Source organism: Herbaspirillum sp. 1130 (genome assembly GCF_017833835.1).
Taxonomy (GTDB): Bacteria; Pseudomonadota; Gammaproteobacteria; order Burkholderiales; family Burkholderiaceae_D; genus Herbaspirillum; species Herbaspirillum huttiense.
On the sequence record NZ_JAFICQ010000001.1, the window covers coordinates 733,142 to 750,804 of the forward strand.

General features: G+C 59.4%; 16 protein-coding genes and 2 pseudogenes. 7 read left to right on the plus strand and 11 right to left on the minus strand.

What is annotated here, in order from left to right; all coding sequences use genetic code 11:
• The first annotated feature begins 419 nt into the window (after nt 1-419).
• Together JOD78_RS03185 and JOD78_RS03190 are read left to right on the plus strand one after the other, a co-directional pair.
• A complete protein-coding gene (locus tag JOD78_RS03185) occupies nt 420-2,648 on the plus strand; it encodes a catecholate siderophore receptor Fiu (RefSeq protein ID WP_348534246.1) in 2,229 nt (742 codons plus the stop codon).
• A gap of 52 nt (nt 2,649-2,700) precedes the next feature.
• On the plus strand, nt 2,701-3,387 hold the full coding sequence (locus JOD78_RS03190; RefSeq protein WP_121045410.1) for a Fe2+-dependent dioxygenase: 687 nt from the start codon (nt 2,701-2,703) through the stop codon (nt 3,385-3,387).
• A 15-nt stretch (nt 3,388-3,402) separates the two neighbouring features.
• Here JOD78_RS03190 and JOD78_RS28180 read toward each other — a convergent pair whose 3' ends face one another.
• From JOD78_RS28180 to JOD78_RS03200, 3 genes and pseudogenes are all read right to left on the minus strand, one after another.
• A complete protein-coding gene (locus JOD78_RS28180) occupies nt 3,403-3,819 on the minus strand; it encodes an NAD-binding protein (RefSeq protein ID WP_280920958.1) in 417 nt (138 codons plus the stop codon).
• Nucleotides 3,805-4,287 (minus strand): annotated as a pseudogene (locus JOD78_RS28185) (NAD(P)-binding domain-containing protein); the annotation flags it as partial. The gene JOD78_RS28180 and the pseudogene JOD78_RS28185, both read right to left, overlap by 15 nt.
• 63 nt (nt 4,288-4,350) lie before the next feature.
• Nucleotides 4,351-4,869, minus strand: coding sequence for an SRPBCC domain-containing protein (locus tag JOD78_RS03200; protein WP_134136322.1), 519 nt, complete (start codon nt 4,867-4,869; stop codon nt 4,351-4,353).
• A 354-nt stretch (nt 4,870-5,223) separates the two neighbouring features.
• Here JOD78_RS03200 and JOD78_RS03205 point away from each other — a divergent pair.
• A pseudogene (locus JOD78_RS03205) lies at nt 5,224-5,555 on the plus strand (IS3 family transposase); the annotation flags it as partial.
• A 127-nt stretch (nt 5,556-5,682) separates the two neighbouring features.
• Here JOD78_RS03205 and JOD78_RS03210 read toward each other — a convergent pair.
• Both JOD78_RS03210 and JOD78_RS03215 read right to left on the minus strand, forming a co-directional pair.
• The gene (locus JOD78_RS03210; RefSeq protein WP_209569842.1) at nt 5,683-6,513 is read right to left on the minus strand and encodes a transporter substrate-binding domain-containing protein; all 831 of its coding nucleotides are present in this window, start codon (nt 6,511-6,513) and stop codon (nt 5,683-5,685) included.
• A gap of 301 nt (nt 6,514-6,814) precedes the next feature.
• Complete coding sequence (locus JOD78_RS03215) at nt 6,815-7,744, minus strand: LysR substrate-binding domain-containing protein (protein ID WP_134222419.1); 930 nt, start codon at nt 7,742-7,744, stop codon at nt 6,815-6,817.
• 100 nt (nt 7,745-7,844) lie between these two features.
• Here JOD78_RS03215 and JOD78_RS03220 point away from each other — a divergent pair, with 100 nt between their 5' ends.
• The 3 genes from JOD78_RS03220 (at nt 7,845) to JOD78_RS03230 (ending at nt 10,484) form a co-directional block, all read left to right on the plus strand.
• Entirely contained in the window at nt 7,845-9,002 is a 1,158-nt protein-coding gene (locus tag JOD78_RS03220) for an aminotransferase class V-fold PLP-dependent enzyme (protein WP_209569840.1), read from the plus strand.
• A 64-nt stretch (nt 9,003-9,066) separates the two neighbouring features.
• Complete coding sequence (locus JOD78_RS03225; RefSeq protein ID WP_209569838.1) at nt 9,067-9,717, plus strand: amino acid ABC transporter permease; 651 nt, start codon at nt 9,067-9,069, stop codon at nt 9,715-9,717.
• On the plus strand, nt 9,714-10,484 hold the full coding sequence (locus JOD78_RS03230; protein ID WP_121045421.1) for an amino acid ABC transporter ATP-binding protein: 771 nt from the start codon (nt 9,714-9,716) through the stop codon (nt 10,482-10,484). The genes JOD78_RS03225 and JOD78_RS03230 overlap by 4 nt, the downstream gene beginning before the upstream one ends.
• A gap of 60 nt (nt 10,485-10,544) precedes the next feature.
• Here JOD78_RS03230 and JOD78_RS03235 read toward each other — a convergent pair whose 3' ends face one another.
• From JOD78_RS03235 to JOD78_RS03250, 4 genes are all read right to left on the minus strand, one after another.
• Complete coding sequence (locus JOD78_RS03235) at nt 10,545-10,754, minus strand: TonB-dependent receptor (protein WP_209569835.1); 210 nt, start codon at nt 10,752-10,754, stop codon at nt 10,545-10,547.
• Nucleotides 10,755-10,890: 136 nt separating this feature from the next.
• Nucleotides 10,891-11,316, minus strand: a complete 426-nt coding sequence (locus JOD78_RS03240) for an SMI1/KNR4 family protein (protein WP_134040399.1) — start codon at nt 11,314-11,316, stop codon at nt 10,891-10,893.
• 219 nt (nt 11,317-11,535) lie between these two features.
• Nucleotides 11,536-12,849, minus strand: a complete 1,314-nt coding sequence (locus JOD78_RS03245) for an integrase family protein (protein ID WP_209569833.1) — start codon at nt 12,847-12,849, stop codon at nt 11,536-11,538.
• Nucleotides 12,850-12,862: 13 nt separating this feature from the next.
• Nucleotides 12,863-13,252 (minus strand): helix-turn-helix domain-containing protein, encoded by a 390-nt coding sequence (locus tag JOD78_RS03250; protein WP_209569830.1) that lies wholly within the window; start codon nt 13,250-13,252, stop codon nt 12,863-12,865.
• A 1,088-nt stretch (nt 13,253-14,340) separates the two neighbouring features.
• Between JOD78_RS03250 and JOD78_RS03260 the strand changes: the two genes are divergently transcribed.
• Nucleotides 14,341-15,915, plus strand: coding sequence for a subtype B tannase (locus JOD78_RS03260; protein ID WP_209569825.1), 1,575 nt, complete (start codon nt 14,341-14,343; stop codon nt 15,913-15,915).
• Between the two features lie 83 nt (nt 15,916-15,998).
• On the opposite strand, the gene copD is transcribed toward JOD78_RS03260, so the two are convergent.
• Nucleotides 15,999-16,883, minus strand: coding sequence for a copper homeostasis membrane protein CopD (gene copD, locus JOD78_RS03265; protein ID WP_209569823.1), 885 nt, complete (start codon nt 16,881-16,883; stop codon nt 15,999-16,001).
• Nucleotides 16,880-17,425, minus strand: coding sequence for a copper homeostasis periplasmic binding protein CopC (copC, locus tag JOD78_RS03270; RefSeq protein ID WP_245201967.1), 546 nt, complete (start codon nt 17,423-17,425; stop codon nt 16,880-16,882). The genes copD and copC overlap by 4 nt, the downstream gene beginning before the upstream one ends.
• Nucleotides 17,426-17,663: the final 238 nt, after the last annotated feature.

Genomic DNA, 17,663 nt, shown 5'->3' on the forward strand with positions numbered 1-17,663 from the left:
GTTGTCGCGTGCGGTTTCCATAATCAGCACGAGTGCGCCACCGCGCACGGATCATCTGATTCATCGTAGTCCACTATGAGAGGAGGCCTATCCATCCGATCCGCATCAACGTTGTTGCAACACGCGCACACTGAGTGAAGTGCATCCGCCTGTCATTTTTCCGACGGTGCAAATCCAGGTAAATGCGCAGGGAATACTTTTAGAACAGTAACAATTACTATTTAAAATATTCCAGCTCTGGCCCCCCTTGCAGCCCCCATCCACGGTTTGTACCCCGCTGCTGCAGCTGCCAGATACTCCGCGAAATCCCGCCAGCCGCCAGACTCGCTCACTCCAACTCCCTGAAACCAGGACGCTTCGCCACCTGCATATCCATGCGGGCGACGGTGCTTTCCTTTCCACTCAACAGAGGACGCTTCGTGTCATACATAAAAAGTCGCAAACGCGCGCCAAACGATTTCCCTGTCTCACCGCTCTCTCGCGGCAGTGCTACCGTCATCACCGGACTGGCCATGACACTGTCGGTGTCCGTGACCCACGCCGCTGATACCGGCACCGGTGCTGACAGCAGCACCGCTCTGCCCGGTATCACCGTCGAGGCAAGCGGGACCAAGGTCCTGTCTTCGCCGAAGTACACTGCCCCTCTGGCAGAGACCACCCAGACCATCCAGGTACTCGACAAGGAAGTGCTGAAATCCGAGGGCGTGACCACCCTCACCGAGGCCATGCGCAACGTGCCAGGCGTGGGCACCTTCAACGCCGGCGAAGGTAACGGCGGCCCGAATGTCGGTGATGCGCTCTACATGCGCGGGCTGGATATTTCCAACAGCATCTACGTCGATGGCATTCGCGACCTCGGCTCAGTGACCCGCGACATGTTCAATATCGAACAGGTCGAGGTCACCAAGGGTGCGGCAGGTACCGACAATGGCCGTGGCTCGGCGGCTGGTTCCATCAATCTGGTGACCAAGCAACCCAAGCTGGCTGACAGCTTCGATGCTTCCGCAGGCGCGGGTAGCGGCAGCTACCGGCGCACTACCCTGGACTGGAACAAGAACCTGGATGAATTCAGAAGCGGTACGGCTTTCCGCCTGAACCTGGTTGGCGAGGATTCTGGTGTAGCCGGTCGTGATCAGGTCAGGAACCGCGGTTGGGGTGTCGCTCCCTCACTGGCCTTCGGCCTGCATACCGATACCCGGGTCTACCTGAACCTGCTGCACGTGGAAAAGAACAACCTGCCCGAAAGTGGACTGCCCACCATCGGTATGGCCGGCTTCTCCGGAACCGTCGCCGGACTGTCCTCTGCAAGCCAGGTCAACAGCAGCAATTACTACGGCAGCAGCGATTCGCACGACAACTCCATCGCTACCATGGCTACTGCACGTGTCGAGCACGATGTCAACGGCTCCACCATGCTGCAGAACACCACGCGCTGGGGCAAGAACAGTGTCGACTATCTGGCCGTCACGGCCGGCGTTCCTGCCACCAGCAACGGCACCATTACCCGTCTGGGTGCAGCCAAGCAACTTGACGACGAGATCATCTCCAACCAGACGAACCTGACGACGAAATTCACGACGTTCGGCATGGAACACAGCCTGAGTTCCGGCTTCGAAATCTCGCGGGAGAAGCAAACCAATTACGGCTTGAACAAGACCGGCACCCTGTCTTCCCTGAGTCTCTACGATCCGCAACTGACCTCCAGCGGCCTGACCATTACCCGCAACGGGCAGGACGCTGTGTGGCAGACCGATACCGCCGCGCTGTATGCGTTCGATACGCTCAAGATCAACCAACGCTGGCAGGTCAATGCGGGTCTGCGCCTGGATCACTACAAGACCACTTACAACGCCATCGCCACTACCGGCAACACGAATATCGAGGGCAGCGGCAACCTGTTCACCTACAAGCTGGGCGCACTCTACAAGCTGACCAGCAACGGCAACCTCTACGTCAACTACGCGCTATCACATTTGCCGCCGGGCAGCACCAGCAGCTTCGGTGCCTATTCGCTGTCGAGTTCAACCAGCAGCGCCAGCAATCCGAGTATGGAACCGCAGAAGTCCAAGACGTTGGAAGCGGGCACCAAGTGGGAATTCTTCAACCAGAATCTCCTTCTGACCGCGGCGCTGTTCAGGACCGATGTCTACAACGAAGTCTACGAGAATGACGATGGCACGTATTCCCAGATCGGCAAGAAACGCGTGCAGGGTGTCGAACTGTCCGCTACCGGCAAGATCACCCGCGACTGGGACGTGACTGCGGCCTATACGCATCAGAAGACCGATATCGTGGTCGGCGCGGCGACCGCACAGGATGGCTCGTCCACCCTGCCCTATGCTCCCGAGAACGCGTTGAGCCTGTGGAGCAGCTACCGCATGCCAATGGGACTGACCGTCGGCGGCGGCGCGCGCTATGTCGGCATCGTCAAGCGCCAGACCAAGCTGGCCACCACGCCGGACCACATTCCTGCGTACTGGGTGTATGACGCGATGGCAAGCTACAAGGTCAGCAAGAACTGGGATCTGCAATTCAACGTCTACAACCTCTTCGACAAGCACTACATCACCGCCATCAACTACCTGGGATATCGCTATACCCCGGGCCTGGAGCGCTCGGCGCGCGTGACCGTCAATTATCACTTCTGACGGAAGATGTTCCCGGGGCCGAAGGCCCCGGGATTTTTATGAGGTCTGGACGATGTTATTGCATATTCCCAACGTACTGAGCCGGGAGCAGGTCCTGGCGATGCGTGCCGCCATTGATGCAGCCGACTGGATCGATGGTCGCGCCACGGTCGGCAGCCAGGGCTCGCAGGTCAAGCGCAACCGTCAACTGCCGGAAGATTGCCCGGTGGCACGCGAACAGGGACAGCTCATCCTGCGCGCCTTGCAGCAGAATCCGATGTTCTTCCGGGCAGCGCTGCCGGCGCGCTACATGCCGCCTCTGTTCAACCGCTATGCCAGCAGCACCGGGGAAACCTACGGCCTGCATGTAGACGGCTCGCTGCGCGGGGTTCCCCATTCACCGGTGTGGCTGCGCACAGATGTCTCCAGCACGTTGTTCCTGAGTGATCCCGAGGATTACGACGGCGGCGGTCTCGTCATCGTCGACAGCTATGGTGAACATGAGGTCAAGCTGCCTGCCGGCGACCTGATTCTCTATCCGGCCACCAGCCTGCACAGCGTGGAGCCGGTCACGCGCGGAGAGCGCGTATGCTCCTTCTTCTGGACGCAGAGCCTGATCCGGGATGATGCACGGCGGACCCTGCTGTACGAAATGGATCGCTCCATCGACAGCCTGCGCAGCCGCGTGGGCGAATGCAAGGAAACGCTCACGCTGACCGGCAATTATCACAACCTGCTGCGCATGTGGAGCGAACCGTGAAGCGGGATCACCGGCTCAAGCGCTACGCGTGGGCTCCGTGAACAGCTTGACCACGGCAGTCATGTTTTCCTTGCCCAGGCCACACTGCATTGCGGCACGGAAGACTCCGCGCGCAGCAGCGATGGTTGGCACCATCAGCTCCGACGTTGCAGTGTCCACGGTATAGGTAAAGTCCTTCTCGATCAGCTCGACCGGAAACTGCGGGGCAAAACCTCCCGCGAGCATCGAGCCGGCCACACGCCCTGCTACCGGACTCCATACGGGCGTCGCCGCAACCGCTTCGAGTACCCTTGCCACGTCCGCGCCGGCATGACGGAGCAGGCCTATCAGTTCGCCAAGGACGCTGACCTGGACACCAAGCAAGGTATTGGTGGTCAGCTTGGTCAGTGCCCCCGCCCCGAGCGAACCCACGTGCTGGATGACGCTGCCCATCGTCTTCAGGACGGGTTCGGCGCGGGCCAGCGTAGCAGCCTCGCCACCGACCAGATAGACCAGTTGGCCCGCCTCGGCCTGGGGCGTACTTCCCGATACCGGTGCCTCGAGCAGGGCGATCGACCTGTCGGCAGCTTGGCGTCCCAGATCACGTATCCAGTCCGGAGTGAGCGTCGAGCTCTCGATCGCAATGGCGCCAGGACTCATGCCGGCCAGCGCACCGGTGGCTGCATCCAGCCACACCTGCCGCGAAGCCTGATCGTCACGCACCATGGCCATGACGAAGTCCGCGCCCATGGCGGCTTCCTTGGGCGTGCCGGCCCATCTGGCGCCGGCGGCTACCAAGGCGTCGGCGGCAGCCGGGCTGCGATTCCAGACGGTCACGGTGTGACCTGCCTTGATGAGATTGGCGGCCATGCGCGAGCCCATCGCGCCCAAGCCCAATACGGCGATTGTTGTCATGTGTCTTTCCTTTTGGCGGGCGGGCTTACTGCAGGGGCCCGGCCCTGAATGAACAAAATGGCGACGCCGTTACGGGCGACGTGCCTGACGTGCTGCTGCCACCAGGCCATCCAGCCAGTCCTGGTGTCCGTTGATCATCGGGTTGGGCTTGGTATTGTGCAGCACCTCGGCCGGCTTGCCTTTCTGCGTTTCCTGCGTGAGGATCCGCACCCGCCCTCCGTCCAGGTCTTCCACCAGCCATGCGTGATGCACGTCCAGGCGATCGTCGCTGCCCACCTCCCCGGCCCAGCCGTGCCAGGCGATACGACCGGCCTGTCCGGCAGCGGGGGCCACGTATTCATTGCATTGCGCCTCGACCGGGAAACCGAAGGTTTCGAAATAGAATCGGTCCCCGTCAGCCAGTTGCGGACCCTTGCCGTCGTAGAAACGTACATTCGCCGAGTTGGCGTAGTAGGTCGGCCATTGCGATGGCACGGCAAGCAGCGGCCAAACGTCGGCCGCACTCAGGCCAGCGACGATGACTTCGTTGGAGGCAAAATTCTCGGTAAAGCCCGGCACGTAGCCTTCGGGCCAGATGATGGCGTTCATGTCACATCCCTTTTCATGGTGCAGTTGAATGAAGATGAGGCAAGCTACCAGCGTGTCGGACTGGCATTTGCCGACGGTCGCAGAGGATTGCCTCATCACAGGAAGGTCATGATGCGAACAAATCAGATATAAATCCAATCCTGTTTTCTTATCATTGTCATCAGCTCAAATGATATGAGAAATGATCCCTCCCCTCAGTTGGCAGCTTGTTCTACCTGTGTGTGGATCCATGCAAACAACCCATCGTTAGGTAGCCCTGAAATTTCCGGACACGCCTGTTTGTTAAACTTGACCAACAGGAGCAAGCAATAAGCAAATCAGAGAAACAGAGATACACAAGGGAGCTCCGCACCGAGACGCCCGGCACATGGCCTGATTCATCACACGGACCGTGGCAGTCAGTATTGCTCCCATGCCTTTGGTCGTTTGCTGAAGAAGTTTGGCGCGTGGGCATAGATGTCGCGCAAAGGGAACTGCTACGACAATGCGCCGATGGAGAGCGTCTGGGCAGCTTGAAAAACGAACTGATTCATCGCCAACGTTACACAACGCGTGCAGAGGCTGGGGCGTCGATTCGGGAACACATCGAAATTTTTTATAACCGCAAGCGGCGTTACTCTCGTCTTGGCAACATTGCCCCCGCTCGGTTTGTTGAACAATTCAACAGGAAACTGCGGACCGCATAAAACAAGAGTGTCCGTTATTGACTGAGTTGTACCGAATTTTGCAGCGAACCTGTCCGACGACAATGCACTAGCGGCAAGCCTGCTGGCCTGCCGCTGAACACCCGTTACCGATGCGGCAACAAGAAAATCAAGGTTGCTGCAAAGCCCGCTGGATATCCCCCACCATATCGAAATCCGCACCCACCCAGCGGCGCGCCAGCCTGTCAATGGTGCCATCGCGCGTCATGTCGCCAATGGCCTTGCTGACGGCCTCCTTCAATGGCTGCTGGCCCTTGGCCATGGCCGGTGCCGACAGCTGGTAGATCAGTACTGGTCCGACTTCCTTGATCGGCAACTTGTTCACGTTCGCGTATTTCATGCCACCGAAGTGCGAACTGATGACCGCATCGATGCGCCCATTGCCCAGGTCATTGAAGACGAAACCGCCATTGTCATAGGCGCGGATATCCGATTCCTTCAGATTGGCCCGCGCCCAGCTTTCGTTGGTGGTGCCGGTCGTCACGCCGACCTTCTTGCCCTTGAGATCGCGCTTGTCCTTGATGCTGGCATTGCTGGCCAATACGAAGATACGAAAATCCTCCACGCCATAGGGTGCCGCAAAATCGACCTGCTTCTCCCGTTCCGGCGAAGGGGTGAGGTCGTTCATCACCATGTCGTACTTGCCCGCCTTGAGTCCTTCCACAAAATTCTTGAAGCTGTCGGCCACGAAGACCACCTTGGCCACGCCGATGCGGCGCGCCACTTCCTTGGCCACCTCGACGTCATAGCCGGCCGGTTGCAGCTTGTCATCGATCAGGCTCCAGGGCGGACTGCTCTGGGTATTGGCGATGCGGATCACGCCCGACGCACGGGCACTGGCCAGAATGTCGGCCTGAATGTTCTGGGCTGTCACGGCAGCCGCTGCGCTGCCCAGGAGCGCTGCCAGCAGGCAGGCGGGAATGAAATGATGCAACTTCATGGTGCTGTCCCCTCTTGATCATCAATGGAATCGGAAGCCCATTCTGTGCTCAGGCCGGGGGATCAGCAATCCGTGCACGTTTCTTGAGTGATAAGCGGAACTTATACTTTCTTCGATCAAACTGATGGATCGATAAGATATGCCGCACCAATCCGGCACAGCAAAATGATAAGGGCCAACAGTGTTTCACCCTTCCCTGTCCCGGTTTTCTCCGGGCTGACTGCTCTTCTTACGGTCTCGTGCAGCATGGCCTTGCCCCAAGCCTGTGCGCAGCGCTCAAATCGGTGCATTGCAGGGAAGTTCAGAACGCGCCGGGTTTCTGGTACAGCACCTGGCGCAGTGAGCTCATGTCCGACTCCATCTGGATGCGCATCACCCGCAGCAGCTCCTTGGCATTCTCCGACATCGGCACCCCAGGCCGGAAAACCAGCAGCGCCGTAAAGTTGGCCGTCACTTCCATCGGCTTCAGGCGCAGGCCGCGCGTGACGTAATCCAGCGCCAGGATGGGATGCGCCATGCCCATGCCAACCCCGCGCATGGCGAATTCGCACACCGAATTGGAATAAGGCGTCTCCAGGATGGGACGCAAAACCTTCCCCTGCAGCATCAGCTCCTGCTCCAGACGCCGGCGGCTGGCATCTTCCGGATTGAGGGCAATAAAGGGATGTTCCAGCAGATCGTCAGCCGTGATCACCGGCTTGCCGGCCAAGGGGTGCCGGTCGTTCATCACGATCACACCCGGCACGCTCATGAATTGCGAATGCTCCAGCCCGGAGACTGACAGCTCATCGGCCATCAGTCCGAAATCCAGCTGCCCTGCGCTGACCTGCTGGTAGACCTCGCGCGAGCTCATGATCTGGAACGACATCTGCACACGCCGCTCACCCAGTCCGAAGGCGGCGATGGCGCGCGGCATGAAACCATTGCCCAGTGCGGGGAAGGAAGCGATGGCCAGACGACCCAGTCCGAACGAGCGCAGGCTGCGGATGCGGTGCTCAATCATCTCGAAGCCGGCAAAGCAACGATCCACTTCCACGATCAAGGCCAGCGCCTCCTGCGTCGGCACCAGGCGGCCACGGGTGCGCTCGAACAGCCGCAGTTCGGAAGTCGCTTCCAGCTTGCGGATCGACTGGCTGATCGCGGGCTGGGAGACGTTGAGCAGGGCGGCGGCCTTGCTGGTGGTTCCGGCGCGCATGACGGCGCGGAAAACCTGGATATCTCGCATGTCCATATATAAGTACCACTTATAGAGTTAGTCCGGCGTGCTGTTGATGGCTGCGGCGCGAATTCGGATACTGGGTTCCTCTTTTTTAGATTAACAAATTAATCGCATGAGCCACCCTATTTCATCGCAACCCGCGTTCGCCAGTCTCTCGCCCCCGGTGATGCGCGCCTCCACCGTGGTATTCGACACCTTCGAGGACTTTGTCCAGCGCAAGCAGCGCCAGCCCGATGGCTTCAGCTATGGCGTCACCGGCACCCCCACGGCGCGCCTGCTGGAGCAGCGCGTGGCCGCGCTGGAAAACGCCCGCCACTGCGTCATTGCGCCCTCCGGTGCGGCTGCCCTGATGACCACCGTCATGGGCTTCGTGCGCGGTGGCGACCACTTGCTGGTTTCGGCCGCCTGCTATGGCGCGCTCAAGACCTTTGCCGAGAAATGGCTGGCACACATGGGCGTGGAGGTCGAGCTGTATCGGCCGGACATCGGTGCGGAAATCGCCGACCTGATCAAGCCCACCACCCGCATGATCTGCATGGAAGCGCCCGGCACGGTCACCATGGAAATGCAGGACATCCCGGCCATCACCGCCGTGGCACGCCAGCACGGGGTACTGACCATGCTCGACAACACCTGGGCCAGTCCGCTGGGCCTGACATGCCTGGATCTGGGCGTGGACTTCAGCATCCAGGCCGCCACCAAGTTCCTGGGCGGTCACTCCGACGTGCTCATGGGATGCATCAGCATGAATGACCACGGCCACTACGGCATCCTGCGCGAGACCCAGAGCATCCTCGGCCAGCAGGTCAGTCCCGAGGATTGCTTCCTGGTGCTGCGCGGGATGGAAACACTGCCCTTGCGGGTGCAGGCGCAAGGTGCGTCGACCCTGCAGGTGGCACGCCATCTGGCCGGTCATCCGATGGTGGCGCGCATGATGTATCCGCCGCTCGACAGCGACCCCGGCCATGCCCTCTGGAAACGCGACTACAAGACCCCTGGCTGCCTGTTCTCGATGATCCTGCAACCGGCACCGGAGAGCGCCTTCCATGGCTTCTTCGACGCCCTGCAGCACTTCGCCATCGGTGCCAGCTGGGGCGGCGTGCACAGCCTGGCGGCGTATTATCCGGCCGCGCTGCAGGCCAATCGCGCTTTCCCGGCGACCGACCAGCCGGTGGTGCGCCTGTCCATCGGACTGGAAGATCCTGCCCTGCTGATCGCCGATCTGGATCAGGCACTGGCCCAGTACGCAAGCGCGGCAGCCCAGGCGTGATGCCCGCATCAATGAACACTGAAGCAGCGCCCCAATGCAGGCGCTGCAACCGGGGAGGAGAACCATGATTGATCTGCTTGTCAGGGCGCTACCGCTGCTGGAAAAAGCGGTAGTGGTGACCATCGGGCTGGGTATCGGCTCGTTCGTGCTGGGCTCGGCGCTGGGCATGCTCATTGCGCTGGCCCGCATTTCCGATGCGCGGCCGCTGCGCTGGCTGGCGTTTGCCTATGTGTCGGTGTTTCGCGGCACGCCCTTGCTGATCCAGATCCTGCTGATTTATTTCGGCCTGCCCAACTACGGCATCACCATCGATCCCATCCCCGCCGCCTTGCTGGCGCTGACCTTGTTCTCGGCGGCCTACCTGAGCGAGAACTTTCGCTCCGGCATCAATGCGGTCGATCGCGGCCAGTGGGAAGCCGCCTGGGCCATGGGCATGGGTTACTGGAAGACGCTGTGGCGCGTGATCCTGCCGCAGGGCCTGCGCATCGCTATTCCACCCGTGGGCAGCCGCCTGATCGCGCTGATGAAGGACACCTCGCTGGCCTCCACCGTCACCGTGGTGGAGCTGACACGCGTGGCCGACCAGCTGGGAGCGACCACCTTCCGCTACATGGACATGTTCATCATCGTCGGGACCATCTACTGGGTCATCAATCAACTACTCACTCTCCTGCAAACCTGGCTGGAAGAGAAACTGTCGAGGCGCTATCAATGAATCCGTCTTCTTCCTGTACCGTGCGCGTGAGCGCCTTGGCCAAGGCGTATGGTGCCAATCAGGTACTGCGCAACATCAACCTCGAAGTCGCGCGGGGCGAAGTGGTGGTCATCATGGGACCCTCCGGGTCCGGCAAGACCACTTTCATCCGCTCGCTGAACCTGCTGGAATTGCCGGATCGCGGCAGCATCGAGATCTGCGGCGTGGCGCTGAACGATCCGGCGACGCTGCCCGCCCGTGAACTGCGGCGCAAGACGCTGCAGATCCGGCAGCAGACAGCCATGGTGTTCCAGTCCTTCAACTTGTTCCCGCACATGACCGCGTTGCAGAACGTGATCGAAGGGCTGATCTCGGTCAAGGGGGTCGCCAAGGGGGAGGCCCGTGAGCGAGGCCTGGCACTGCTGGACAAGGTCGGGCTGGCGGAGAAAGCCGATGCCTATCCGGGCAAGCTTTCCGGTGGCCAGAAGCAACGCGTGGCCATCGCCCGCGCGCTGGCCATGGATCCGGAAGTGATCCTTTTCGATGAGCCGACCTCGGCACTGGATCCGGAACTGCGCGACGACGTGTTGAACGTGATGCGCGCGCTGGCGGCCGAAGGCATGACCATGCTGGTCGTGACGCACGAAACGCGCTTCGCCCGGGATGTAGCCGACCGCATCCTCTTCATGGAAGGTGGACACGTGCTGGAAGATACCACCCCTGCCCTGTTCTTCGGCACGCAGGGCAGCGAGCGCTCGCGGCAGTTTCTGGGACGCCTGCACGAATGATGTGCGCAAGCTGGCGAGCTACCTGGCCGCGCTGCGCACTATCCCGGCGGCGATATCACCTTAGGTTCCAAACTGCCGAGAGACCGTGACCTGGGCCGACAATGGACGGCCCGGGCTCAGGGTGTAATTGAAGTTGGAGGCCGAACCACCCGTGTAATAGCGACGATTGAACAGGTTCAAGATATTGAGCTGTGTTTTCCATGGGCCGGCCTGATAGGCGAGCATGAGGTCGGTACGGGCGTAGCCTGCCAACTGGAATGTATTTGGCAAGCTCGCTTCGCGTGCGCCCATCGCGTAAACGCCAGCACCCGCCTTCAAGCCTCACAGCGATTTGAGCTCATACCTGGTTGGTGATTGATTCAGCGCTTCTCAATGATCCATGGTGTTTCGGCACGTCTACAAATACTCAAGAAGCCGAAAGAGATTCAAAAAGTTTGCTGCGCTCGGACCATAACTGCTGGAGCGACACGTCCAGAAAGAACGGCTCGTCACCGTCTTCTGGCCACCATTCGAACACACGTCCCTCAGCGGTCATGCCCCAGGTCGACCCGATACCATAATCCCCGAAGGCCACCGCTGCGGACCATAGTGATGCAGCGGCCGGCAAGCCGCGCAGAACTTGCGTGAGCCTTAGCATGGTCACCAAGGAGAACGCCTCTCTTCGCGCCAGCGGGTAAAGAAACCGGGCTTCGGACGGCCCGGTAAAACCGTTGGCGCTGAGGTAGGCATTGCGCAACTCCATCGGCAATGAAAAACCAAGGATGCATTCCGCATCGAGGATTTCCCGCTCGGTACAAGGCTGGCCGCTCTCCAGCACTTCCAGATCCGACATCAAGAACATAAGAAAACAGCGAGCCCGAAGCCCGACTCAGAATGCAAACCAATCTTCAGCTGCCGACTGGTCGCGAATTGATTCATTCGGATACCATCTGCCTGCCTTGCAGGAGTTGATGATTGTGCGACCAATCGAACTCCTTGTACCGGATTTCATGTGCGACATATTGTCGCTATGTCCGCTCCTCGCAATAGGCTGAAGACGGCCCCCTCTCGTTCAGGCGGCCAGCTTTTCCGTCTCCCATTTCGTTGGAATCCTGCCGCGCATGAGTTGCTCCAGGACTTGTGCCAGCCGTATCATCCAGAGCCGCTTCAACGCATCGTGAGCTAGCCTGTCAGCAGACAAGCGCAGACGATTGCCGAGCTGCCCCTGGACTGCGGCAAGGATTTCCGGCGGACACTCCATCGTCTTGAGCAACTCTATAGCGGCACGTCGGAGGTCATTGGGAGTCCAGTCCGAAATGGGCAGGCGTGGCCGCTGATATTCAGGTCGGGAATCGCAGTCCTCGCGTGCATTCCAGACGGCCACGCCGACATTCTTGGGATCGAAGCGGCCGCCCTTGCGTCCTTCGAACAGATAGCCTGTCCCGCTGGCCAGCAGGCGACGCTGTACGATTTCCAGCGCCCGGCCCACCAGGGGAACACAAAAATCACCAGCGGCACCGCGTCGTTGGGGACGCCGCTTTTCCTCCGGGATCGTCCACCACCAGCCATCTTGCTCCTGGCTGATCTCGCGGGCGTGCATGGCGCAAATTTCCTTTCCGGGAGCGCATGTCCAGGCAAACAGCGTCAGGATATCCTCGTTGGCGCTGGTGAAATGATGGAGCCACGGCAATAGAACGGCGAGCTCATTGACCGACAGCAGACGCTTCTCAGGGCCGCGATGCACGCCCTTGATACGAACGCCTTTGCTCTTGAACTCACCACGCATGACGCTACGCCACACATTGACGCACTGGGCAGGAAGCAATCCATGCACGATGGCGTAGTCCCAGGCAGCACCCAGTTCGCGTCGCGTGATAGTGCCTTGCGTGGGTCGGTCCAGAAAGCCACGAAGAAAGTCAGCGGCGATGTCTGCATCGACCGCCTGTGCAGACAGGTTCCCGAATTCACCCAGCGTGCGCGCGAAAATACGCCACACTTCCTTGGCCCCTCTTTCGCCCCAATGATGCTTGACGTGTCCCTCGTAATAATAAAAACCAATTTGCTGCACCGTCAGTTGCGCAGCGGACTCATTGGACATTGATACGGAATCACGTTGCGGGCGTTCCGCTTGCCGATGCACCGTTGATGGATCGATCCCCTGATCACGCAAACTCTTGAGTTGCCGCCATTGGCGAACGGCCGAGTTCAATGACATGTGGGGCCACTCGCCCAGTTTGACCTGGCGAATCCTGCCATCATTCGGATTCTTGTAACGATAGATCCAGTTGTACATGCTTTCGTTGGCGCGCAAGCGCAAGCCACGATGCTTGGGGATGGTGAGATGTTTGCCAGCGGGCAGAGATTGCACTGTGATTGCATTGAACATGTTTTCTTCTCCCTCAGAGCCCTTCAAAGGTCAGCCAATTCATTTGGCTTTGCCGATCTTGAGGTGGGCCGCCAGTTCGGGATGACGGAAGGAAGTTGAGCTGCTGACTGCGGTATGGCATGTGGGGATCAGAGGGTGCGGGAAATTTTTCCATCATTGAGGCCCACGCTGCTTTCACCTCAGGGGCCTTCGAACGTTCAAGATGAACATCGATCAGGACGCGAGCAACCGGAATACCGGTTAGCTGGGCCACCTTCACTGCTGTCGCATCGCCGATACCACTTTTTCCACTTTTCATATGGCTGATCGCACTGCGCGTCACACCCAGTACATTTGCCAATGCGTGGTCGGACTGCAGGTCGAGCTTTCTCTTTACCAATTCCAAATAATCATTCGTTTGCATATGGCCTCCTGGGGCCGGACAGGCCGGGGTAACAAACCTCGTGATGGACGTCTCGATTGGAGATCATGCAGTCGGACGTACGTGTGTTGCGGCATCCTGAACGGAGCGTTCGCTGAATGGATCGGGAGAGAAATGAGAAAGCCTCCGCGCTGACTGCGCTCGCTTTCCCATTGTGATGAGCCGATGGCATGCATCCCTGCCTGGATGCAGGCTGCTTGCTCATGTTCCGCCTTGCTGAACATCTGTGGTCAGGTCCAGGTACACAAAGACCTGCACAAGTCTGCGAAAGAGACCTGTGCAACACACATGATCTAGGCGATTAAACGAGACCCGGAGGCGCTCGACTGCGATGTGCCGTGGGAGCCAGAACCGGGACCACGGTGACGTCAGCAATGAAGAAGACAGGATGCGCGAGCAACGCAATCAGCGAGGTGATGCCGGGGGCAACAGAGGGTAGTGTCGGTGCGTGCTGCTGAAGGACACAATAGCCGCAGTGTGCTCCGTCGATGGGCACTTTCTCCTGCCCTGTCGTACTGTTTCCCGGTGCCGCGACGCGCTTGGTGCCACTGGCACTACAGACTTCCATCCAGGTGAGCTGGCTATTGGAGGCCAGCGTCCGCGAAATGGTTGGAGCGGCAGCACCAAACACCATCACGCATAGCGCAAGCCATGCGAGCAGTTGATGAAAGCGTCGGCTCAAACTCATGTTCGGAGGTCTGGAAACGATGTACAAAATAAGATCTGGCGTAACCTATGATAAGCCCGCATTCGCAGGTGATGACGCTGCATGGACCTGGCTGCGTCAATTTGCCGCAGCCAGGTCATGTGCAATGCGACTTCTGTAGCATTGCTTGGCGTCGGAATCTCCCTGTCGGGTACCGATCAAATTCTCGTCAAAACAATCGCGCCGTCCATGAAGTAAATTTCTGAAAACCAGCTTGAAGAACTTCTCGACCGATATGATCTTCAGGCAGGCCATTTCTGGCACAGTCTGCGCGGAGAAGATTCAAGGGTTACGCCATTTTTTCCCTACGCGAACCAGGCGACGCAATTGGCATGGCTTTAAATTTCAATAAGGCAACATCCTCATGAATCGACGAGAATTCAATTTGGCACTGCTTGCAGCGGCCACGGTTTCCAAAACCGCTTTTGCGCAGCCGATCCGAGAGAACCCGCAACTACTGCTGGACACGGAGCATTACAAACATCAACAGGTAACGGTTGATGGGCAGGTCATCCAGGTACGAGCCTTTGAGGGCATCTCCTATGTGGCGCGACCCGTCGAGCCCGAGTACCAGGTACTCAACCTGTACATTCCCGAGACCTACTTTCAGGGCGGCCGCATCGGTAGCTTCGACGCGCGTAGCGCCCCGATCTTCTTTCCCAATGCGGTAGGCGGCTACATGCCCGCCAAACCAGGGACGCTTGCCGGCCGCGGCTTTCCGCCGGGACCGCCGGGTGGCCAACGTGCGCAGCAACACAATCCGCCGCCAAGCCTGCCTCCGGGGGCCTTGCCACCTCCCCCTATGGGCACAAATACCGTCAGCGCCAGTGCCGTGGCCCTGGCGCGTGGATTCATCGTCGCGGCCCCGGGTGCGCGGGGACGCACTCTGCAAGCGAGCGATGGCCGATGGACCGGCAAGGCACCCGCTGCCATCGTCGATCTCAAGGCGGCAGTGCGCTGGTTACGCTACAACGCTGGCCGCTTCCCCGGCAACCCCGAACGTATCATCTCCAATGGCACCAGCGCGGGTGGTGCCTTGTCAGCGCTGTTGGGTGCCAGCGGCAATCACCCAGACTACGAGGCTGAGCTCAACAAGCTGGGGGCAGCGCCGGGGCGCGACGATATCTTCGCCGTATCTGCTTATTGCCCCATTACCAATCTGGCGCATGCAGACGAAGCCTACGAATGGCAGTTCGAGGGCTTGCGAGAGTATCGCAACGTGGCCATCTCGATGCTTGATTACAAAATTCAGCGTCAGGAAGTCGTGGGGCAGCTCAGTGATGCGCAGTTGCAGCTGTCGGCGCAACTGCGTGCGGCATTTGTCGACTATGTCAATGCCTTGAGCCTGCGTTCGCCGGAGGGAGGCACGCTCAGCCTGCAGGCCGATGGTCACGGACCATTGCGTGATCATATCGCCGGGCTGCTGCTCGACTCAGCCCGCAAGGCCCAGGCCGGCGGCACTGATCTGGGCCAGCCGGCATGGCTCCAGCTTCGCGATGACAAGGTGGTGGCCGTCGATTTCAGTGCCTATGCACGTAGTGTCGGACGCATGAAGAGTCAACCAGCCTTCGATGGCCTGGCCCTGGAAACCGGCGAGAATCAGCTGTTCGGCGATGCGAACACCGACAAGCGCCACTTCACCGCATTCTCAGCGCAGCACAGCAAGGTCTCAGGTGCTGGCCTGGCTGATCCGCAGACGGTCAAGGCCATGGATGCGATGCAGCAAATCGCTGATGCGCGCTCCGTAGTGGCGCAACGCTGGCGCATCCGACAAGGCACGATGGATCGGGACACCTCGCTGGCCGTGCCAACGCTACTCGCTGCTGCCGCTCGTCAGCGTGGCGCACAGGTCAATCTGGAGTTCGCCTGGAATCGCCCGCATAGTGGCGATTACGACCTGGAAGCGCTGTTTGCATGGATCCAGGCGCAGGTGAGTTAGGCTGGGGAGACCGGATATCTCAGAGCGCAAGAGCATGTGCTCAAGACGTCACGCTGCGGCGCTTTGCCGCAGTGGCAGCATTTTCAATTTGGCTGCAACATTCCCAGCCATGCCAGCAACATCAACGCAAACCAGGCGAGCAAAATTTCCGCCAGGGTCAGTCGGCGTATCTGTCGCAGGGCATTGCGATGATGACGCATCGACGGTACCAGTACATACCTGTTGAACACGGCAATCGCCATCATTGCGCCAGCCACCAGGATCTTCATGCTCAACAGCGCTTGGTAGCGAAAATGGAAGTCCAACGGCAGTCGTCCAAGAATGAGGAGGGTATTGAGCAAGCCTGTCAGGAAAACCAATGCCACCACTGCATGACCGATATTTGAAAAACGCCGCAATATTGTATTGACCATATCTGGATACGCGCGACGATATCGGTCTGACAGGACCATCAAGACGATCGGCAACGCGCCTATCCAAGCCCCGACGCTCCACACGTGGAGAACGTCGTTTGCCTGATGCAACAGTCCCCTCCATCCTTCATGCATGACGGCATGTCCGGTCAGCGCCAGGCTCGTCAGCATGATGCCGCTACCACCGATGCATGCGAGCAAGCGCATGCGATCCAATGGCGTCACGCTGAGCAAGAGCAGGCAAATGGCGACCAATTGGGTCCACCATGCCGTACCGATCGAGGTCCCGTTGGCTACCGCGGCGAGCATGTCAAGGTGCCAGGCATCAGCCCAGCCATCACCAAGAATACTGGCTTGCACGGGCAAACTGGCAAGCACGGCAGTCAACAGGAGTCCCAACAAAAGACGTCGCCATCCGGCCAGGCGTTGCCATAGCTCGCTCCTGAGCGGCTCTGCCACCAGCACAAACAAGGTCAGGCCGGAGCCCCACAGAAACAGTGCCGCACCATCGATTGACAGCCGGCAAAGCCCCAACAGAAGCGTGGGAGAAATCAAGGCGCTACGGAAAAGCTATAGCTGCCCTCGGTCTTGTGTCCATCCACGGACAAGGCATGCCATTGCACCGTGTAGGTACCCGGTGCCAGTCGCGTGGGGATCCCCACCATGAATGACTTCCCCTCGTCCATGAGCATGGACTCACCCAATTTGACTTCCTTCTGATCGGGGCCTGACAGCCTGACGCCGCTGAATTTCAGATTCAATCCCTCTGAGAAAGTGAGTGTCAGCTCTGCTGGTGAAGCCACTACCGCCTGATCGCCAGGAATGGCCGTCTTCAGGTGGGCGTGCGCCCAGACGAATTGCGCCAGGAAAAGACTGGAAAGGATCACTAGCGACAGGAGGCGCTTAACGTTTTTCATTATCTTCAATTCCGCTATGGGATCGGCTGAGGGGATGTACTTACCCTGATCGGTCCGGTGATTTGATTCATGGAAGCTGACTGAGCCCGCATCCGGGCGCACATCTTCGCGGGCGACAAGTTTGCCACGACCAAGGCGCAGCACATGCGACATATTGTCGCAGACAAGCCGAATGTGCATCTGACGAAAATCTTACAAATCCTTTACAGGCAAGGACTTCCTGTCTTTTTCTCACAGGAAGGCTTGATTTCCGTGAGCGGCCCGATCGGCTCCTTGGGCGTTAGAATCTGCGCCCATGAAAACTCGCCTTCCCCGCATGCGCATGATCGCGTGGCTCACCATTGCTGCCCTGCTGGCAATGATGTGGTCGGGAGTGGTGCAAGCACGCATCGGTACCAAGCTTGCCTTAGCTTGGAAT